General features: G+C 74.1%; 8 protein-coding genes. 7 read left to right on the top strand and 1 reads right to left on the bottom strand.

Translation table 11 applies throughout. The features are described 5' to 3' along the window. The first annotated feature begins 8 nt into the window (after window positions 1–8). The 7 genes from ACQPWU_RS20940 to ACQPWU_RS20910 are packed head-to-tail and all read left to right on the top strand — an operon-like array spanning window position 9 to window position 16,002. Window positions 9–1,067, top strand: coding sequence for a MupA/Atu3671 family FMN-dependent luciferase-like monooxygenase (locus ACQPWU_RS20940; protein ID WP_433442484.1), 1,059 nt, complete (start codon window positions 9–11; stop codon window positions 1,065–1,067). Then, window positions 1,064–5,488 (top strand): amino acid adenylation domain-containing protein, encoded by a 4,425-nt coding sequence (locus tag ACQPWU_RS20935; RefSeq protein WP_433442482.1) that lies wholly within the window; start codon window positions 1,064–1,066, stop codon window positions 5,486–5,488. The genes ACQPWU_RS20940 and ACQPWU_RS20935 overlap by 4 nt, the downstream gene beginning before the upstream one ends. Then, window positions 5,485–9,186, top strand: coding sequence for a non-ribosomal peptide synthetase (locus ACQPWU_RS20930; RefSeq protein WP_433442480.1), 3,702 nt, complete (start codon window positions 5,485–5,487; stop codon window positions 9,184–9,186). The genes ACQPWU_RS20935 and ACQPWU_RS20930 overlap by 4 nt, the downstream gene beginning before the upstream one ends. Next, window positions 9,186–12,410 carry a non-ribosomal peptide synthetase gene (locus ACQPWU_RS20925; protein ID WP_433442478.1) on the top strand — a complete coding sequence of 1,075 codons (3,225 nt, stop codon included), beginning with the start codon at window positions 9,186–9,188 and terminating at the stop codon, window positions 12,408–12,410. The genes ACQPWU_RS20930 and ACQPWU_RS20925 overlap by 1 nt, the downstream gene beginning before the upstream one ends. Beyond that, window positions 12,407–14,407, top strand: coding sequence for a beta-ketoacyl synthase N-terminal-like domain-containing protein (locus tag ACQPWU_RS20920; RefSeq protein ID WP_433442475.1), 2,001 nt, complete (start codon window positions 12,407–12,409; stop codon window positions 14,405–14,407). Before ACQPWU_RS20925 ends, ACQPWU_RS20920 begins: the two co-directional genes overlap by 4 nt. Continuing rightward, on the top strand, window positions 14,404–15,588 hold the full coding sequence (locus ACQPWU_RS20915) for a cytochrome P450 (protein ID WP_433442473.1): 1,185 nt from the start codon (window positions 14,404–14,406) through the stop codon (window positions 15,586–15,588). The genes ACQPWU_RS20920 and ACQPWU_RS20915 overlap by 4 nt, the downstream gene beginning before the upstream one ends. Window positions 15,589–15,597: 9 nt before the next feature. After that, window positions 15,598–16,002: a VOC family protein gene (locus ACQPWU_RS20910; protein WP_433442471.1), complete on the top strand. Its 405-nt coding sequence runs from the start codon at window positions 15,598–15,600 to the stop codon at window positions 16,000–16,002. On the opposite strand, the gene ACQPWU_RS20905 is transcribed toward ACQPWU_RS20910, so the two are convergent. Further along, window positions 15,999–16,886: a TIGR03619 family F420-dependent LLM class oxidoreductase gene (locus ACQPWU_RS20905; protein ID WP_433442469.1), complete on the bottom strand. Its 888-nt coding sequence runs from the start codon at window positions 16,884–16,886 to the stop codon at window positions 15,999–16,001. The genes ACQPWU_RS20910 and ACQPWU_RS20905 overlap by 4 nt on opposite strands. Between the last annotated feature and the right edge of the window lie 214 nt (window positions 16,887–17,100).

Here is a 17,100-nt window from a genome sequence, read left to right as displayed (position 1 = left end):
GCACGCCCATGGACCTCAGTGTGATGTTCTTCGGCGCCGACGACGCGGACGCCGCCGGCCCGAACGCCACGACCGGCTCCGCCGGCCATGCCGCGAAATACGACGACATCCTGACGATCACCCGGGCCGCCGACCGGCTCGGCTTCACCGCCGTCTGGACTCCAGAGCGGCACTTCCAGCAGGTCGGGCAGGTCTTCCCCAACCCGGCCGTGCTCAGCGCGGCGCTCGCCGTGGCCACCGAGCGCATCCACGTGCGGGCGGGCAGCCTCGTGCTCCCCCTCCACCACCCGCTGCGCGTCGCCGAGGACTGGGCCCTCGTGGACAACCTGTCACGCGGCCGGGCCGGGGTCTCCGTGGCTACCGGCTGGCACTCGAAGGACTTCGTGCTCGCCCCTGACGCCTTCGAGGACCGGCGTGCCCGGGCGTTCAGCGACATCGGGCTGCTGCGCAGGCTGTGGGCGGGCGAGGCGGTGGAGTTCACCGGCGGCACGGGCGAGCAGGTGGCGGTGACGTCGCAGCCGCGCCCGTACTCCCCCGCCCTGCCGCTGTGGACCACGACCTCGGGCAGCCCGCAGACGTGGGAGGCGGCCGGGCGGATGCGGACGAACGTCCTCGGCGCCACCATCGGTCAGACCCGCGAGGAATTAGCCGAGAAGATCCGCCTCTACCGCAAGGCCTACGACGAGGCACCCGAAGTGGACGGCACCCCGCCCAGGGGCACCGTCACGCTCATGGCCCACACCTACGTGGGCGTCACCGACGAGCAGGCCAGGGAACGGGCGGGCGGGCCGCTCAAGGCGTACCTGAAGTCGTATGTGGCGCAGACCGCCGCCAACAAGGACAAGAGGGCCGATTCGCTCACCCCCGCGCAGCTGGACATCCTCACGGAGTTCGCCTTCCAGCGCTACCTGAGCTGGGGCAGCCTGCTGGGCTCCGCGGAGACGTGCCGCAAGAGCCTGGCGGACCTGGCCGACCTGGGCTGCGACGAGGTGGCCTGCTTCGTGGACTTCGGGCTCGGCGCCGACGAGGTGCTCGCCGGACTGGAAAGGCTGGCGAGCCTGTCATGAACAGCGCCGACCGCTTCGCCGCGCTCGGGGGCGAGCGCCGGGTGGAGCTGCTGCGCCGCCTCGTCGAGGCGGGCAAGCTCGACGCGATCCCCGACATCGTGCCCCCGCGCGACCCCGCGCGGCCCGTGCGGCTCAGCCCCGCCCAGGAGGACCTCTGGGTGTACGAGTCGCTCTATCCGGACACGGCAGCGCTCAACCTGTGCTGCTCGTACCACTTCGACGCCCCCGTCGACCCGGCCGACCTGGAGGCGGCGCTGACCGTCGTGCAGGAGCAGCACGACAGCCTGCGCATGCGGATCAAGGGCGAGGTCGGCGACCTGCGGGTGGACTTCCCGGCCGCGGAGCCGTTCAAGCTGGAGCGGCTCGACCTGCGCGGCACGGGCGTGAGCCTGCGCGAGGCGCTGCACGCCTTCAGCCGCCGCACGTTCGACCTCGACGGCGGGCGGCTGATCAGGGGGCAGTTCATCACCGTGGACGGGACGCGCTCCACGCTGGCGCTGGCGCTGCACCACATCGCCACCGACTGGTGGTCGTTCGACGTGCTGCACGGCGAGCTCACCGAGGCCTACCGCGCCGTGCGCGACCGCGTCCCGCCGCGCCTGCGCCGCCCCGAGATCCAGTACGCCGACTTCGCCGGATGGCAGCGTGAGCTGGCGGCGGCGGGGGTGTTCGACGCGCAGCTCGACTGGTGGCGCGGCTACCTGGCGGACCCGCCCCGCCCCCTGACGGTCGGCCCCTTCTCCGCCGGCGCCACGCCGGGCGGGGACTTCGGGGTCGAGCAGATCGCCTTCCGCATCGACGCGGGCACCGAGGCCGCCGTGCGTGCGCTCGCCAAGGAGCGCGGCGCCACGGTGTACGGGGTGCTGATGACGGCGTTCGCGGTGTTCGCGCACCGGCTGACCGGCGAGCCCGACCTGATCACGGGCACCCCCATGGCCAATAGGTCCGCCAAGGGCCTGGAGCGCGTCATCGGGTACGTCATGAACACCGTCCCCATCCGCTGGCGCGTCGACGGCGACACGACGTTCGCCGGCCTGCTGTCCCGCTTCACCGCCGAGTTCCCCCAGGTCCTCGCGAACGCCGACGTCCCCGTGGGCAGGGTCGTCCAGGCCGTGGACCCGGAGCGGGTGGCCGGGCGGTCGCCGCTGTTCCAGTGGGTGTTCATGCACCTGCCGCGCCAGGAGAGCGTGGCCAGGCTGCGTGAGATCGCCGATCCCGAGCGCGTGCACACCGGCGGGGAGCACGACCTGATCGGGATCGTGCGCGACGGCGACGACGGGTTCGAGGCGAGCCTGGAGATCCGTACCGACCTGTACGCGCCCGAGGTCGTGCGTGAGTGGGCGGACGCCTTCACCACGCTGCTCGGCTCGCTTGTGTCCGCGCCGGACGCGCCGGTGGCGGCGGCCACGATGACGCGACCCGTCGTGGAGGACTTCGGGGGCGCCGCCGTCGAGCTGCCGCACACGAGCCTGCCCGAGTTGGTGGCCCGCTGGGCCGAGCGGACGCCGGACGCCGTGGCCGTGGAGTCGGACGACGAGCGGCTCACCTATCGCGGGCTGCTTGAGCGAGTGGATGGGCTGGCCGGGGCGCTGCGGGAGCGCGGGGTGGGGCCCGAGCGGGTGGTTGCCCTGGGGCTCGGGCGGTCGGTGGAGCGGGTGGTGGCGATGCTCGCGGTGCAGCGCGCCGGTGGGGCGTACCTGCCGCTCGACCTCGACCACCCGGCCGAGCGCATCGCTTACACGGTCGAGGACGCGGGGGCCACGCTGCTGATCGCGCCGCCCGGTGCGCTGCCGGAGCTGGGGATCGAGCGGATCTCACCCGACATTGCCGGATTTATTGGGAAATTTCCCGCTCTTGCGCCGTTCGGCGCGGCATACGTGATCTACACCTCCGGCTCCACCGGCCGCCCCAAGGGGGTCGTGGTCGGCCACGCGGGCATCGCGAGCCTGGCCCACTCGCTGGTGACCGCCTTCGAGCTGGACGGCTCCAGCCGTGTCCTGCAGCTCGGACCGGCGGCGTTCGACATCTCGGTGGCCGAACTGTGCATGGCGTTCGGCTCCGGCGGCACGCTCGTCGTCCCGCCCGACGGGCCGCTGGTGGGCTCCGAGCTCGGCGAGGTGCTGCGGGAGCGGCGGATCACGTTCGCGATCATCCCTCCGGCCGTGCTGGCCGGCGTGCCGCCCGGCGGCCACCCCGCCCTGCGCGGGCTGGCCACGGGCGCCGACGTGTGCCCGCCGGAGCTGGTGGCGGCGTGGGCGGGCACCCGATTCTGGAACGCGTACGGGCCGACGGAGATCACGGTGGCCGCCACGGTGAGCGACCCGCTGGCCGCCGACGGCTCCCTCCCGCCGATCGGGCGTGCCCTCGCCGGCACCCGCCTGTACGTCCTGGACGAGCGGCTGCGGCCGATGCCCGTGGGGGTGCCCGGGGAGTTGTACGTCGCGGGCGCCGGTGTGGCCCGCGGCTACCTGAACCGGCCGGGGCTCACGGCCGAGCGCTTCGTGGCCAACCCGTTCGGCGCGCCCGGGGAGCGCATGTACCGCACGGGCGATCTGGTGCACCGGCGGCCCGACGGCCAGCTGCATTTTCTCGGCCGCGCGGACGACCAGGTGAAGGTGCGCGGCGTCCGCGTGGAACCGGGCGAGATCGAGGCGGTGCTGGCCCGCCACGAGTCCGTCGACCGGGCCGCGGTGGCGCTCCGGGACGGCCGCCTCATCGCGTACCTCGTCGGTCGCGGCATCTCGTGCGATACCGGCGACGTACTGGCGCATGCCGTGGCGTCGTTGCCTGTGCACATGGTGCCGGGCGAGTTCGTGGTGCTGGACGCGTTGCCGATCACGCCGCAGGGCAAGCTGGACCGGGCCGCTCTGCCCGCGCCGTCCTTCCGGCCGACGACGCCGCGCGAGCCGGTGTCCGGACGGGAGGCCGCACTGTGCGAACTGTTCGCCGAGCTGCTCGACGCGCCCGCGGGCCCGGACGACGACTTCTTCCGGCTGGGTGGCGACAGCATCGGTGCGATCCAGCTCGTCGGCCGCGCCAGGGCGGCGGGGATGAGTCTCACGCCGCGCGAGGTGTTCGTCGCCAGGACCCCGGCCGCGCTGGCGTCGGTGGCACGGGCCACCGCGCGAGCGGTCGCTGACTCCCCTGTGGGCAGATTCCCGCTGACGCCGATCATGCACTGGTGGCGCGAGCACGGCGGCCCGCTCGACACGTTCACCCAGTCGCTGCTCCTGCCCGTGCCCGAGGGAGCCGGCGAGGAGCGGATCAGGGCGGCGCTGCGGACGTTGGCGGCGCGGCACGCGGCCCTGCGCATGCGCCTGCTGCGGCACTCGGACACCGACTGGGAGCTGGAGGTGCCGCCGCAGGACGAGCCGGTGGAGGTGCTCTTCACGCGCGCCGGCACGGAGACGGCGCCGCGGCTGGATCCGGAGCGCGGGCAGATGCTCGCCGCCACCTGGCTCGAACCAGACCGGCTGCTGGTCACCGCGCACCACCTGGCCGTGGACGGCGTCTCCTGGCGCATCCTGGGCCCCGAGCTGACCGCTCTCCTGGAGGGCAGCGACACACCCGGCGCCGCGGGCACATCATTCGCGGGCTGGGCCCGGCTGCTCGCCGCCGAGGCCGTGCGGTCCGAGCGGGTGGAGGCGGAGCTGCCGGTGTGGAAGCGGCTGGTCTCGGGGGACGAGGCCGGGATCGCACCCGGCTGGAGCGGACAGGGCGGGCCGCGCACCACGCTCACCAGGACGCTCCCAGCCGACCTCACCGAGCAGGCCGTCACCGATCTCCCCGCCGCCTTCCGCTGCGGCCCCGACGACGTGCTGCTCACCGCCCTGGCCGGCGCCGTGACCAGGTGGCGCGGCGGCACCGGCGTGCTGGTGGACCTCGAAGGGCACGGCCGGGAGTCCCCCGCGGACGACGTCGACATCACCGGCACGGTCGGCTGGTTCACCACCCAATACCCGGTCAGGCTGGACGCCACCGGCTCCCCGGCCGAGGCGCTCAAGCGGACCAAGGAGCGGCTCCGCGCCGTGCCCTCGGGCGGCCTCGGCTACGGCCTCCTCCGCTACCTCAACCCGCGCACCGCACGCGAACTGGCCGAGCTTCCCACGCCGGACCTGCGCTTCAACTACCTGGGCCGGTTCGACGGCGAGCTGGTCGGCATGCCCGGCGCCCCCATGGCGTACGCGATCGAGCTGGACACCGTCGTGCACGCGGGGCGGCTGGTGGCGAGCTGGTCGTACGCCGCCGACGCCATCGGCGAGGACCAGGTGGAGAGGCTGGCCGGGCTGTGGTTCGACGCACTGGCCGAGCTGGCGGGCCGGGCGGGCGAGGGCGGCGCGACCAGCTCCGACTTCCCGCTGGTCGAGCTGTCGCAGAGCCAGATCGAGGATCTCGAAGCGGACCTGGACGGTGACTGGTGAGCGGCAGGCTGGCCGACGTGCTGCCGCTCTCCCCCGCGCAGGAGGGCCTGCTCTTCCACGCCCTGTACGGCGGCGACGACGCGTACGTCATCCAGGCCAGATTCACCGTCGGCGGCGAGGCGGACCCGGCGAGGCTGCGCGCGGCGGTGGAGGCCCTGCTCGCCCGCCACCCGAACCTGCGCGCCTGCTTCCGCCACAAAGGCCTCGACCGCCCGGTGCAGCTCGTCCCCCACCGGGTGCGGCTGCCGTGGACGGAGGTGGACCCGCCGTCGGACGCCGAGCTGGAGCGCATGCTGGAGGCCGACCTGCTGCGCCCGTTCGACGTCACCAGGCCGCCACTGGTCCGCGCCACCCTTGTCCGGCGGAAAGAGCTGGTGCTGACCATGCACCACATCCTGGTGGACGGCTGGTCGATGCCGATCCTGGCCAGGGAGCTGGCCGCCTTGTACGCCGGCGAGGGCGAACTGCCGCCCGCGCCTCCGTACCGCGACTATCTGGCCTGGCTGCGCGACCAGGACGGCGAGCTCGCCGCGCGGGCCTGGCGGGAGTCGCTCGCGGGCCTGCCGGGCCCGACCCTGCTCAGACCGGGCTCGGGCGCTGGGAGCGGGCGCCAGGAGACGGTGGAGCTGGAGCTGACGCGCGAGCTGAGTGAGGCCCTGCGGGACCGGGCGCGCCGCGCGGGCGTGACCGTGAACACGCTGGTGCAGGCGGCGTGGGGGCTGGTGCTCGGGCGGCTGACCGGGCGCGAGGACGTGGTGTTCGGGACTGTGGTGTCCGGCCGTCCGCCGGAGGTGGCGGGCGTGGAGTCGATGGCGGGCCTGTTCATCAACGCCGTGCCGGTACGGGTCAGGACCCGCGAACGCGACCTGCTCACCCGCCTGCAGGACGAGCAGGCCAGGCTCACGGCGTTCCATCACGTACGGCTGGCGGACGTGCAGCGCGGGACCGGCGAGCTGTTCGACACCCTGCTGGCCTTCGAGAACTACCCCCGCGACGGCCTGGACACGTCCGGCCTGCGACTGGCCGAGGTCCGGGACGCCACGCACTACCCGCTCACGGTCACGGTGGTCGCGGGCGAGCGGCTCTGGCTGCGCCTCGGCTACCGCGCGGAGCTGCTGACCAGGACCGAGACCGAGGCCATCGCGGCCCGGCTGACCAGGGCGTTCGAGGTTCTCGCCGATGGCGGTACGGGAGACGTGCTGCCGGAGGAGGAGTCGCACCGGCTGCTGGTGACCTGGAACGACACCGCGCGGCCAGGCGCCCGGCACGCGGCGGCGGGGTCGGTGCCGGAGCGGTTCGCCGCGCAGGCGGCCCGCACGCCGGACGCGGTGGCGGTCGAGCACGGCGGGCACACCCTCACCTACGCCGAGCTGGACGCCTGGTCCGGCCAGGTCGCCGCCGGGCTGGACGTGGCGCCGGAGACGCCGGTCGCGCTGCTCATGGAGCGCTCACCCGACCTGGTGGTGGCCCAGCTCGCCGTGCTGAAGACGGGCGGCTGCTACGTCCCGCTGGACCCGGGGCAGCCCGAGGCGCGGCTGGCCTGGCTGCTGGAGGACAGCGGCGCCAAGACCGTCCTGACCCGGCTGGAGGCGGGCGAGGGCCGTTCCACGCCACGGCCATCGGCAGGGCCGGCCGACCCGCGCTCGGCGGCGTACGTCATGTACACCTCCGGCTCCACCGGCACCCCCAAGGGCGTCGTCGTCACCCACGCGAACATCCTCGAGCTGACCTCCGACCGGCGCTTCGCCGCCCACCGGCGGGTGCTGCTGCACAGTCCGCACACGTTCGACGCGGCCACGTACGAGCTGTGGGTGCCGCTGCTGAACGGCGGGACGGTCGTCATCGCCCCGCCGGGCCCGCTCCAGCCGGACACGATCAGGCGGGCCCGGCTCAGCGCGGTGTGGCTGACGGCCGAGCTGTTCCGCACCGTGGCCGACCTGGCGCCCGACGCGCTCGCCACGGTGGACGAGGTGTGGGCCGGGGGCGACGTGCTGCCGCCGGACGCGGTGCGGCGGGTGTCGGGGCGCGGCGTGCGGGTCGTCAACGGGTACGGCCCCACGGAGACGACCACGTTCGCCACCAGCCACCCGGTCCCCTCGGGCTGGGCCGGCGACGCCGTACCGATCGGACGCCCGCTCGACGACACCCGCGTGTACGTCCTGGACCCGCGCCTGCGCCCCTCCCCCATCGGCACGGTCGGGGAGCTGTACGTCGCGGGGACCGGGCTGGCCCGCGGCTATCTCGGCCGCCCGGGGCGGACGGCGGAGCGGTTCGTGGCGGATCCGTTCGCGGCGGGCGAGCGGATGTACCGGACCGGTGACCTGGCGCGGTGGACGTTCGACGGGGAGCTGGAGTTCGCGGGGCGGGCCGACGGGCAGGTGAAGATCCGCGGCTACCGGATCGAGCCCGGCGAGGTCGAGTACGTCCTGGAGAGCTCCCCGGAGGTGGACCGCGCCGTGGTCGTCGCCACGCCGGGCGCGGGGCGGCGGCTCATCGCCTACCTCGTCCTGGCTCGCGGTGGCGCGCTGGATCGGGTGCGTGAGCACGCCGCCGCCCGGCTGCCCAAGCATCTCCTGCCCGCCCGGTACGTTCCCCTCGACCGTCTCCCGCTCACCCCGCACGGCAAGGTCGACCGCGCGGCCCTGCCCGATCCGGCGCTCCCCGCCCCCGCCGCCAGGGAGCCGGGGACGCCGCGCGAGAAGGAGCTGTGCGAGCTGTTCGCCGAGGTCCTGGGCACGGGGGCGGTGGGTGCGGACGCCGACTTCTTCGACTCCGGCGGCGACTCGCTCCTCGCCATGCGGCTCACGGCGGCGATCGAGTCCAGGCTGGGCGTGCGCACGAGCATCGCCGCCCTGTTCGAGGCGCCCACCCCCGCCAGGCTCGCCGTGAGGCTGAACAGGGCGGCCACCGAGCTGGACCTGTCACCGCTGCTGACACTCCGGCCGGAGGGCGACAGGCCGCCGCTGTTCTGCGTGCACCCCGGCCGGGGCATCGGCTGGTCGTACACCGCGCTCCTGCCCCACCTGACCCCCGGCCGCCCGGTCCACGCGCTGCAGTCGCCGTCGCTCCAGGCCGGCTGGACGCTCCCGGGAAGCATGCGGGAGCTGGCCGAGGACTACCTGACGCGCGTCAGGGCCGTCCGCCCCGAGGGGCCGTACCTGCTGCTCGGGCACTCCTTCGGCGGCCTGCTCGCGTACGAGATGGCCGCCTGCCTGCGGGAGTCCGGGCAGGAGGTGGGGCTGGTGGCCTCGCTCGACGCCTTCCCGTGGCCGGCCGGGTTCCCGGCGGATCCCGAGGCGGTCGAGCAGGAGGCGCTGACCATCCTGCTGCGCACCCGTACGCTTCACCCCTACGCCCAGCCGGGGCCGCTGGAGCGGGCCCGGGTGTTCGCGGCGGTGCGCGGCAGCGAGGGCCCGCTGTCGGGGCTGGACGACGAGCGGCTGTCCGCCGTGGCCGACACGGTGGCCGGGCATCTCCGGCTGGCGGTCACGTACCGGCCGCCGCCCTTCGACGGGACGGTGCTGCTCTACTCGGCCACCGCCCAGCCCGGCGGCGTGTCCTCGGCGGTCAAGGCCGAGCGCTGGGCCCCCGCGCGCGTACGCGTCCACGATCTCGACTGCGGACACAGCGACCTGCTCAGGCCGGGGCCCGCCGCCGAGATCGCCAGAGTCCTCCAACCGATCCTGCGGGAGTTCTGATGGTGCCGGTTGAGTACGAGTTCCCCGTGTCGCCCGCGCAGGCCAGGATGCTGGTGCTGGATCAGCTCAATCCCGGCACGGCCCAGTACAACGTGCCCGTGGCCTTCGCCGTGCACGGATCCTTCGACGTGGCGGCCTTCGGCGCGAGCCTGGACGCGGCGCTCGCCCGGCACGAGTCGCTGCGCACCGTGTTCCGGCCGCACGACGGCGAGTACGTGCAGGTGGTGGCGGAGGGAGGGCCCGGTGTGGGGGGTAGGGCGGCGCTGCGGGTGGAGCGGGACGTGCCCGTGGCCGAGTCGTACCCGTTGATGGTGGCGGAGGCGGGGACGCCGTTCGACGTGGCGGCGGGGCCGCTGCTGCGGTGCGTCGTGTACGCGCTGGACGACGGCAGCCACCGCGTCCTGCTGACCGCCCACCACCTGGTGTGCGACGGCTGGTCCCTGCGGATCCTCCTCCGCGACATCGCCGACTCCTACCGCCTTGCCGTCCCTCCGGCGTCCGATGATCACAGCGGGTCGCCGGAGGTCCAGGGCGGTGGGGAGCCACCGCTGCAGTACCCCGACTACGCGGTCTGGCAGCGGGAGCGGCTGGACTCCCATGCCCTCGACGAGGCCGTCGCGTTCTGGGCCGAGTCGCTCAGGGACGCGCCCACGACCCCGGCGCTCCCCACCGACCATCCCCGCCCCGCCGTGCAGTCCACCGCCGGGGGCGTCGAGCGGATCGCGCTGCCCCCGGACACGCGGGAGCGTCTGGCGAAGGTGGCCGCCGAGCGGAACGCGACGCCGTTCATGGCGTTGTTCGCGGCCTTCGCCGCGTTCCTGGCCAGGATCTCGGGGCAGCGGGACCTCGTCGTGGCCACGCCCGTCTCGGGCCGCGACCACCCCGACGTCCAGGGCCTGGTCGGGCTGCTGGCCAACACCCTCGCCGTCCGTACGGACCTGTCGGGCGAGCCGTCCTTCCTCGACCTGATCACCCGCGTACGTGACCGCTTCCTGGCCGCCCACCCGTACCAGGAGGCGCCGTTCGAGGCGGTCGTCGAGGCCGTGGCGCCCGGCAGGGAGCTCAGCCACGACCCGCTCGTGCAGGTGATGATGGCCTTCGACGACGACGCCGGCATGCGGCTCGACCTGCCGGGCGCCGTCACGGAGCGAGTCGAGCTGCTGCTGAGCGAGGCCAAGTTCGACCTGCTTCTGAACGTCGAGCGGGACGCGGACCGCCTGGCCGCCCAGTTCATCTACCGCGCCGACCTGTTCACGCCCGGGACCGTCCGCCACTGGGCCCGTGCCTTCGCGACGCTCGTGAACGGCCTGCTCGACCGGCCGGACCTGCCCACCACGGCCGTCGACCTCCTCTCGCCCGAGGACCGCCGCCTGGTGCTCGGCGACTGGAACCGCACCGCGCCCGCCGCCGGCGCCTCCACCGGCACACGCCTGGTCCCCGACCTGGTGGCCGACCGCGCACGCGAACGCCCGGACGCGACGGCTCTGGTGTACGGCTCGACCTCGCTCACGTACCGCGACCTGATGGAGCGGGCGGACGGCCTGGCCGCCCGGCTGCGCGCGGCAGGCGTGGGGCCGGAGGTCCCGGTGGGGCTCTGCCTGCCCAGGGGCGCCGACATGGCGGTGGCGGCCCTCGCGGTGCTGCGCGCGGGCGGCGCGTACGTCCCGCTCGACCCCGGTCATCCGGAGGCCCGGCTGAGGTTCATGGTCGCGGACGCCGGGGTCCGCCTGCTGATCGCCGCGGAGCCCAGAGACCTGGGCGCTCCCGTGATGCGGCCGGACGGGGAAGCGCCCGCGATCGGACCCGCGACCAGGTCGGAGCCCACCCTCACCGACACCGCCTACATCCTCTACACCTCCGGCTCCACCGGCACCCCCAAGGGCGTGACCGTCGAGCACCGCGCCCTGCTCAACCTGGCCACCGCCGTGCGCCCCCAGTTCCCGGTGACCGGCGACGACCGCGTGCTGCAGTACGTGTCGTTCGGGTTCGACGTGGCCGTGTCCGACCTGTTCTTCTCCTTCGTCGCCGGGGCCGAGCTGCACGTGGCGGCCGAGTGCGAGCGGCTCGGCGAGGACCTGTACGCCCGGCTGCGCGACTCCCGGATCACCTACGCCTTCCTGCCACCGTCGGCCGCCATGTCGCTGCCGTGCCCGCCCGGGGCCCTCCCCGACCTGCGCACGCTGGCCATCGGGGGCGAGGCGTGCCCGGCCGAACTGGTCGAGCGCTGGGCGACGCCGTCGCGCCGGGTGGTGGACGCGTACGGGCCGAGCGAGACCGCGGTCTACGCCACCACGGCCGACCTCGTGCCCGGCGAGCCGGTGGTGATCGGGCGTCCGGTGGCGAACGCGCGCGCGTACGTGCTGGACGAGCGGCTGCGCCCGGTGCCCGCGGGTGTGGTGGGCGAGATCTACCTGGCGGGCGCGGGGATGGCCCGAGGGTACGCCAACCGGCCCGGCCTGACGGCGGAGCGCTTCGTCGCGAACCCGTTCGGCGAACCGGGCGAGCGCATGTACCGCACAGGCGACCTCGGCAGGCACGACGCCGACGGGGTCCTGTCCTACCTCGGGCGGGTGGACACGCAGGTCAAGCTGAGGGGCTTCCGGGTCGAGCTGGGAGAGATCGAGACGGTCCTGGCCGCGCACCCGGGCGTCTCGGTCGCGGCGGCGACCGTGCGTGGCGACCGGCTGGCGGTGTACGCGGTCCCCACCGGCGACGGGGCCACCGAGGGGCCGGCCGCCGGGGAGCTGCGGGCCTGGCTGGGCGAGCGGCTGCCCGGCTACATGGTCCCGGACATGGTCGTCTTCCTGGACGAGCTGCCCCACAACAAGTCCGGCAAGGTGGACAGGTCCCGGCTGCCCGATCCCCCGCTCACCCGCCCCGATCTGGACCGGCCGTACGTCGCCCCGGCCACCGCGACCGAGCGTCGGCTGGCGGAGGTGTGGGCCGAGGTGCTCGACCTGACCAGGATCGGCGCGCAGGACAACTTCTTCGACCTGGGCGGCAACTCGATCAGGCTGCTCGCCGTCCTGACGGCGCTGCGCGAGCGCGGCGACGACGGCGGGCTCAAGCTGGTGGACCTGTTCAGGCACCCCACGGTCGCCGCCCTCGCCGCCCGCCTGGACGGCCCCGGACAGGCGGACCACGGCGAGTCCCGGCGACGCGGGCAGGGCAGGCGGGAGCGGCTGGCAGCGCGTAGGAACGCTCTGAAAGGCGGTACGGAATGACCGACGCACCGGCGGTGGCCATCGTGGGGATGAGCGGCCGCTTCCCCGGCGCCCGCGACCTCGCCGAATACTGGCGCAACCTGCGCGACGGCGTCTGCTCGATCACCGACTTCGGCGAGGAGGAACTGCTGGCGGCCGGGGTGGACGCCGGCGAGCTGCGCAGCCCCGGTTACGTGCCGGCCAAGGGCTTCCTGGCGGACGCGGACCGGTTCGAGCACGAGCTGTTCGGGTTCAACGCCACGGAGGCGGCGGCGCTGGACCCGCAGCACCGGCTGCTGCTGGAGACGGCGTGGTCGGCGCTGGAGGACGCCGGGTACGACCCGCGCGGCGCCCCGGACGGCACGGGCGTGTACGTGGGCGGCGGGCCCACCGAGCACTCGGTCGCGGCCCAGGTCGACCGGCGGCTGCACGCCCGGCTCGGGCCCATGCACGTGCGGATCTTCACGGACCGGGAGTTCCTGGCGGGGTGGCTGTCGTACCGGCTGGGGTTGACCGGGCCGAGCATGACCGTGCACACGGGCTGCTCGACCTCTCTGGCCACCGTGCACGTGGCCGTGCAGGCGCTGCTGACCGGCGAGTGTGACCTGGCTCTGGCGGGCGGCGTGTCCATCGGGTCCCCGTACAAGCGCGGATACCTGTACGAGCCCGGCGGCATCCACTCGCCGGACGGGAGGTGCCGCCCGTTCGACGAGAAGGCGGCGGGCATGGTCGGCGGCGACGGCGTCGGGCTGGTGGTGCTCAGGCGGCTGGAGGACGCGCTGGCCGACGGCGACCCGATCCACGCGGTCATCCGCGGCACGGCGGTCACCAACGACGGCGCCGCCCGGGTGGGCTTCACCGCGCCCGGTGTGGACGGACAGACGGCCGCCATCCTCGAGGCGTGGGCGGCGGCGGGGCTGGACCCGGCGGGCGCGCAGTTCCTGGAGGCGCACGGGACGGGGACGGACCTCGGGGACCGGATCGAGGTGGCGGCCGCGACCGCGGCCTTCGCCGGGGCACGGTGCGGGCTCGGCTCCGTGAAGTCCAACATCGGCCACCTGAACGCGGCGGCGGGCGTGGCGGGGCTGATCAAGGTCGCGTTGATGCTGGCCAACCGCACGATGGTGCCCACGGTGAACGTCACCCGCCCGCACCCGGACCTGGACCTCGACGCCACCCCGTTCCACCTGCTCACCGAGGCGAAGGAGTGGGACGCCCGGGGGCCGCGACTGGCGGGGGTGTCGTCGCTCGGCATCGGCGGCACGAACGTCCACGCCGTCCTGGAGGAAGCCCCGCCACCGGTCCGGCGCTCGCCCATGCCCTCTGGCCGGGCCACCGAGGCGTCCCCGCACCGGAGCACCCCCGCGGCGCCCGGCCAGGGCGCGGCCACCGTCGTGCTGCCGCTTTCCGCGCGCACTCGGGCGCAGCTCGACGCCGCGGCCCGGCGCCTGGCCGCCGCGCTGCGCGAGCCCGGCGCGCCACCGCTGGCCGACGTCGCCCACACGCTCACCCACGGCCGGGCCGCTCTGGACGTGCGCGCCTATGTGGTCGCCGCCACCCACGAGGGGGCGGCGGGCGCCCTGGAGACCTCGACCTCGGCCAGGGATCCGCTGGGCGAGGCCTGGGTGGCGGGCGAGGAGGTCACCTGGCCCGCGACCGGGCGGCGGGTCCACCTCCCCACGTACCCGTTCGCCGGAGACAGCCACGGCGCGCTCACCCTCGGTGCCCCGCCCGCCGCCCCCGAGCCACAGCCGGACACGGCGACGGCGGTGACCGAGCTGTTCCTGACCACCCTGGCCCTCACCGGGCCGTCCGACCTGGACAGGACGTACTTCGCCGTGGGTGGCGACTCCCTGACGGCTGTCTTCCTGGTCAGCGAGCTGCGTGACCGATTCGGCCTGGACATCCCCATCGAGACCTTCCTCCGCGAGCACACCCTGAACGAGATCATCACCAAGGCCCTGAACCCCGAGGACGACGACCCCCTCGGCGACCTCCTGGACGAGCTGGAGCGATGAGACCCGCGCCGGACCCCGCCGGGATCGACGAGCTGGATCTCCTCGACCCCCGCCTCCACGCCGCCCACGACCTCACCCCCGTGTGGCGCTGGCTGCGAGCCAACGACCCGGTGCGCAGGCACGAGCGGTTCTGGAGCGTCACCCGCCATGAGGACGTCCTGCGCGTCGTGCGCGACCCCGCCACGTTCACCTCGCTCCAGGGCAACATGCTGCGCACCCTCCTGCGCGGCCATGACCCCGGCGCGGGCAAGATGCTGGTCGTCACCGACGGCCCCGCGCACACCCGGCTGCGCCGCCTGCTGACGCCCGGCTTCGGCCCGCGCACGCTCGGCCCCGTCACGCGTTCCATCACCGCGGCCACCCGTGAGCTGCTCGGCGCGCTGGTACGGCGCGGCGGCGGCGACTTCGTGACCGAGGTGGCCGCCCAGGTGCCGCTACGCGCGATCTGCGAGCTCCTGGGCGTGCCCGAGCAGGACCGGCAGCGCGTCCTGGAGCTGACGAACGAGGCCATGCTGGGCGAGAGTGACGGCGGGGGCACAGGGGTTCCCGCCAGGATCGCCCAGAGCGAGATCCTGCTCTACTACACCCGCCTGGCCGCCCAGCGCAGGGCGGCTCCGGGCGACGACGTCATCAGCCTGCTCGTGGCCGGCGACCTCACCGAGGAGGAGGTGCTGCTCAACTGCTACAACCTCATCATCGGCGGCGACGAGACCGCCCGCCTGGCGATGGCCGGGGGCGTGCTGGCGCTGGCCACGTACGACGAGCAGTGGGCGCGGCTGCGTGCGGACCCTGAGCTGATCGGCACGGCCGTCGAGGAGATCCTGCGCTGGACCACCCCCGCCGCGCACGTCGGCAGGGCCGCCACCCGGGACGCCGAGCTGGCCGGACGCCGGATCGCGGCAGGTGACGTGCTGGCGCTCTGGACCGCCTCCGCCAACCGGGACGAGGCCGTGTTCGACGACCCCGGCCGTTTCGACGTGGGCAGGAGTCCGAACCGGCACCTGACGTTCGGCTACGGCCCGCACTTCTGCCTGGGCGCCCAGCTCGCCCGCGCCGAGATCACCGCCCTGCTGGCCGAGCTGCGCGCGAGCGTGCGGGCCATCGAGGTGACCGGCCCGGTGACCTGGCTGCCGTCGAACTTCATCAACGGCATCGGCTCGCTCCCCGTCGCGCTGACATAGCGTGAAAGTATGTCCGTCCATCTGAACCACACCATCGTGCAGGCGAGGGACAGGGACGAGACCGCCGCGTTCCTCGTGGACGTCCTCGGTCTGGAGCCGGCGCCGGTGTACGGGCCGTTCCGCGTCGTCACGCTCGGCAACGACGTCTCGCTCGACGTCATGCAGTCGGGCGGGACGGTGGTCCCGCAGCATTACGCGTTCCTGGTCGGCGAGGAGGAGTTCGACCAGATCTGGGAACGGATCAAGAGCCGCGGCCTGACGTACTGGGCCGATCCGCACCATGAGCAGCCGGGGCGGATCAACACCCACGACGGCGGCCGCGGCCTCTACTGGTCCGATCCCAACGGCCACAACCTGGAGATCATCACGGTCCCGTACGGCGGCTGGGGCCAGGAGGCCAGGGCCTCCGGCTAGGGGGCCAGGGCCTCCAGCGCCTCCTCGGCCCGGCGCATCGCCTCCTTGGCGTCGAGCGTGACGAACTCACGGTCGAAGCCGAGGTCGTGGAAGACGTCCGTCACGCCCCTGGCGGCCAGCTCGTCCACGTCACGCCGGATCTTCTCGTACGTGCCCGTCAGGGGCCGGTCTTCGTCCGCCGCCCGGACCTGCGTGACGCCGCGGCACACGAAGCGGAACGCGGCAGCGTCCCTGCCCGACTCCGCCAGCGTGGCCTTGATCAGCTCCACCCGCCCGGCGACCGCGGACAGGTCCTCCCTGCTGGAGCTCACCCATCCGTCGGCCAGCCGCCCGGCGCGGCGCAGCGCGACCTCGGCGGTGCCGCCGAGCAGGATCGGCGGCGGTCCGGGCACCGGCTTGGGGTCGATGTGGGAGGGCGGCACGCGGTAGAACTCGCCGCTGTGCTCCACCACGTCGTCGGCCCACGCCTCGCGCAGCACCTCGACGAACTCCTCGCCCCTGCGCCCCCGCCGTTCCATGCCCACGCCCGCGGCCTCGAACTCCTCCGGCAGCCAGCCCAGCCCGATCCCGGCCGTCAGCCGCCCGTCCGAGACCGTCTGCAGCGTGGCCAGCTGCTTGGCCAGCACCAACGGCTGCACGTACGCGTTGATCACGGCCACACCGAGCCGGATCCGGCTCGTCACGGCCGCCAGGTGGGCCAGCGTGATGAGCGGGTCGTGCACGCTGCGGTACGTCGGCCCCATCGGATGCCCGACCGGGTACAGCAGTCGCTGGAACGTCCACAGCTCGTGATAGCCGAGCTCCTCCGCGCGCGTGGCGACGCGGCGCATGTTCTCGGGGGTGGCCCACGGGCCTGACTGGGGCACTGCGAAACCGACTCTCATGCACCCTAGTCTGACCTACGCGAAATCGCTCCAGGAAGGAGCCTGTGACCTGCGAAGAAGCACGAGACGAGCCGCCCACCGGCGTGGCCGTTCCGCGTATGTTCCGTAGCGGTACCCTGATCGGGGGATGAGGGGATGAAGCTCGGTATTCGGCTACCGGAGCGTGTGGGGGTGGATCTTCGGCTGGACATCGTCGAGGCCGCCGCCGGCCCGC

Source organism: Nonomuraea sp. CA-141351 (genome assembly GCF_050944675.1).
Taxonomy (GTDB): Bacteria; Actinomycetota; Actinomycetes; order Streptosporangiales; family Streptosporangiaceae; genus Nonomuraea.
Note: the sequence above shows the minus strand (reverse complement) of the source record. Positions and strands in the feature narration are given on the sequence as shown.